The 3797-nt window shown below is 67.7% G+C and carries 3 protein-coding genes; all 3 read left to right on the forward strand.

The window, feature by feature from the left end:
- On the forward strand, window positions 1–324 hold a 324-nt coding region (locus FKP22_RS32565), incomplete at its 5' end, for a hypothetical protein (RefSeq protein WP_170201041.1).
- A gap of 294 nt (window positions 325–618) precedes the next feature.
- The gene (locus tag FKP22_RS23715) at window positions 619–1902 is read left to right on the forward strand and encodes a ferritin-like domain-containing protein (RefSeq protein ID WP_141290137.1); all 1284 of its coding nucleotides are present in this window, start codon (window positions 619–621) and stop codon (window positions 1900–1902) included.
- A gap of 15 nt (window positions 1903–1917) precedes the next feature.
- On the forward strand, window positions 1918–3735 hold the full coding sequence (locus FKP22_RS32570) for a LodA/GoxA family CTQ-dependent oxidase (protein ID WP_170201042.1): 1818 nt from the start codon (window positions 1918–1920) through the stop codon (window positions 3733–3735).
- Window positions 3736–3797: the final 62 nt, after the last annotated feature.

Genomic DNA, 3797 nt, shown 5'->3' on the forward strand with positions numbered 1-3797 from the left:
CCCTGGGTGGCGCCCAACGGCCGCCTGATCGTTGTCGTCGACAGCCCGGAAGGCGGCCATGCGCCCGGCAGCGTCACGCTGCTGCAGAAGGCCGGCCCCCGCTGGTCGCAGGTTTTCCGCTACGAGCCTGCCGCGAGCACGCACCTCTATTTCCGCAGCTGGCGCGCCGACAGCGCCGCGCTGCGCCTGGATTGGCAACGCAGCGGCCCGAACTGCACCGGCGCAGCACAAGGCACGCTGCAACTGCGCGACGGCCCCTACGGCTGGGATTTCCTGCCTGAACCACCGTCAGCCTGCGCCAACAATCCGGTGGACCGCAACTGAGCCTTGCTCGCGCGTCCATCAACCGCGCTCAAGCGCCGCCCCTTCGGCAACAACGCAAAAACGCAAAAACGGCCCAAAGCCCGACATCACCCGACCTGTCAACTCTGGCAGATAGGCGCTGAAGGCCGACCTCACTACAGTCCGCCACGCACAACACCACCTCGCCAGCGCGGACCTCTCGGTGCGCAGGGGTGAACCACCGAAAGTTGTGTGCAGTTTCGAAGGCAGCCACGACGGACAGTTGTTGTTCATCGCGCCCCGCCATGTCGCAACACTCGTTGGGAGCCCCCACCCATGCCCTCCGAAGCATCGCGCCCCCGCTCGGGCCGAGGCCTGCAAAGCCCACGCCCATTCGGTCATCTTTTTGATCGCCTGCCCGGGGCCCGCACACCCCATGGCCTGCAGGCCCGAACCACCAACGATCAGCTCCATGACCTGCGCAGCGCCGCACAACTGGCGCTGCAGGTCGAGTTTTCGACCATACCCGTGTACCTCAGCGGCCTGTACTCGATTTCCGACACCGGTTCGAAGGCCTACCAGGCGCTGCGCAGCGTGGTCATGGAAGAGATGTTCCACGTCAACCAGGCCGCCAACCTCGTCGTCGCACTGGGCGGCCAGCCGCGCTTCACGCAAGCGTTCGCGCCCGTCTATCCCGGCTACCTGCCGCACGCAAACGAGAACACCACGCCCTTGCTCGGGCTGTACCGCGCATCGATCGACGTGTTCTCGAACGTCTATGCCGCCATCGAGACGCCCGCGCCCTGGGATGCGCCAGCACAGGGCGACCACTACGACACGATCGCGCAGCTGTACCAGTCGCTGGTGAATGCGATCGAAGCGTTTCCGGGCGACCCATTCAGCGCCAAAACGCCCGAGTTCCGGCAGCGCACCGACATCTACCTGGGCAAGTTCGGCGGCAAGGTGATCGAAGTGCGCGACAAGGCCAGCGCCCTGGCCGGCATCGACCAGATCGTGCGCCAGGGCGAAGGCAAGGTACCTGCCGACCAGCCCCTGGTGGCGCGCCAGCCCTATGGCGCCTACAACCAGTACGGCATGCGCAGCGATGGCACCTACGGGCCCATCCTGGGCACGCCCGAGGAGCTGAGCCACTTCATGAAGTTCCGCGAGGTTTCGCTGGACCTGGCGAACTTCCCGCCCACCCTGCCCGCCACCTCCAACCCACGGCTGGAGGACTTCTCCAATCCCGAAGCGCTGAGCCTGGCCAAGACCTTCAACCAGCACTACAGCGTGATGCTGCGCGGCTTCGAAAAAACCTTCATGCGCGGCGAGCACGACCCCTTCTTCGGCGTCGTGCTCAACCTGATGCACGAGGTGCTGCCGAACCTGGCCATCTCCTTGATGAACACGCCGGCCCATGCCAATGGCGACAGCGCGGTCGGCCCCAACGCCGCGCCGACCTGGAGCTGGGACGAAGGCGCCGACACGCGCACGCTGGCGCACGGCTTACGGCAGGAAATCCTCAAGGCGCCCAGCGGCAGCGTGCGCGCGGCGCACCTGGTGCGCGCGATGCGCGGCCTGGACAAGCTGGCTGCCACCGGCGCCGGCCATGTGCTTTGAACCGGAGGCAAGACCATGAGCAACTACAAGATCTACCCGAGCATTGGCGTGGCACGCGTGGGCAATGCGCCGGCCAAGTTCTACATCGGCCCCGAGGCCTATCGGGGCCTGCCGACGCTGCCCGACGGCGCGCCCTTCACCGAGCGCGACTTCCGCGACGACCAGGGCCGCATGTGCCGCCAGGCGGCGCGCTTTCGCATCTACCGCGAAGGTCCGGACGGCGCCGAAGAGATCACCCTCGGCACGCCCGGCATTGCGGCCATCACCTGGACGGCCCACATCGCGAACAAGAAGGCGAGCTGGTACACCTTCGTGACCAACGAAGGCGAACAGGGCTACGCACCCAACCACCCGCTGCGCAATGCCGCAGAGCCGGACCGCAACAAGCTGATGATCGACGCCGGGCCGCGCACGATCGCCGGGGCCGCGCAATCCGGCGTGCATTTCGATGCGGCGAGTGCACCGCCGGACTACCGCGGCGTGAACTTCCCGCCCGGGCCGCTCAACCCGACCGGCGAGACCATCGCCAGCCTGGGCGAATTGCGCACGGATGACGCCGGGCGCCTGCTGGTGCTGGGCGGATTCGGCATCTCGGGCACGCCCTCGCCCGATCCGAAGATCCACGACTACGCCAACAACGACGGCTGGTGGGACGACACCTCGGACGGCCCCATCTTCGCGGTGATCCGGCTGACCGATGGCACCGAGGTCCAGGCCGATGCCTCCTGGGTGCTGGTGGGCCCGCCTTCGTACGCGCCGCAGATCCCCAACCTGGTCTCGCTGTGGGACACCATCTTCGACGCCGGCGTGCGCGCGGGCAAGGTGCCGCAAATCCTCGACCAGGGCCTGTGGAAGTCCGGCCCCTCGGGCTACCGGCCCAACTTCCAGACGGAGATCCAGCCGCTGCTGGAGCGCGGCACGCTCTACCCCTGGGTGGCGGCCATCCCGCCCAAGCCGCACAGCTTCAACTTCGCGCAACTGGGCACCGTGCCCAGCTCGCCGGACAGCGATGAGTACAAGGGCCTGCGCACCTGGATCCTCGACGTGCTGCGGCCACCCAGTTCGGAGAACGTCATCGTCGGCAACAGCAGCGGCAGCAGTGGCCGCACGATGATGCCGTACCTGGCGGGCGACAACTGCCTGATCCCCGGCACGCTCACCTCCAAGTACCTGCGGGTGACGGACACGCAGTTCTTCTTCCTGCAGCAGTGGGCGGCCGGATGGTTCTCCAACGAAGCACCGTCTCCCGAGTCGCCCATCGGCCTGACCCGCAACGTGCTGGAAAACTGCGTCGGCGGTGCCTTCTCGCCGGGCATCGAGATGGGCTGGATCTCACGCAACACGGCCATCTACCAAGCCGACGACCCGCTGCGCATCAACGCCTGCCCGGTGCTCGAGGGCCCGCTGAGCGCCGGCTTCGACCCGGCCCGCATGCAGCCCGGCGACATCTGCCGCTACATGGCCGTGCCGTGGCAGGCGGACTTCAACGAATGCTCCTCGCAGCCCATGGACGGGCGGGTCATCTGGTGGTGGCCAGCGCAGCGGCCGGAGTTCGTCTACCTGGAGCCGCCCGCACCGCGCGCTGCCGGCCTGGCCGCCGCCCCACCTCCGCCAGGGCAGCACAGCGGCGCGCAGGTCGCCTGGGTCGGCACGGACTTTGACCAGCTGCGCGACGACTTCATCTCCTTCGCCGACGATGTGGACATGGTGAAGTACTGGCAAGGCCTGGGCTTCGTGATGGAAAAGACCGTGCAGGGCGAACTGCGCTTCGTTGAGGTCGCCCGCGCCCTGCCACGACCCTTCTTCCCGCCCGCCGCAGGTGACGCCGCTTGACGTGCTGATCTGCGGCGCGGGGCCGGCGGGTTGCGCCACGGCCGTGGCGATGCTGCTCACGG

The organism is Ideonella azotifigens (genome assembly GCF_006519715.1).
In the GTDB taxonomy this organism is placed as follows: Bacteria; Pseudomonadota; Gammaproteobacteria; order Burkholderiales; family Burkholderiaceae_C; genus Ideonella; species Ideonella azotifigens.

Excerpts from the sequence above, each read along its gene's own strand:
- FKP22_RS23715 (WP_141290137.1), top strand. The coding sequence starts at position 619 with ATGCCCTCCGAAGCATCGCGCCCCCGCTCGGGCCGAGGCCTGCAAAGC.
- FKP22_RS32570 (WP_170201042.1), top strand. The coding sequence starts at position 1,918 with ATGAGCAACTACAAGATCTACCCGAGCATTGGCGTGGCACGCGTGGGC.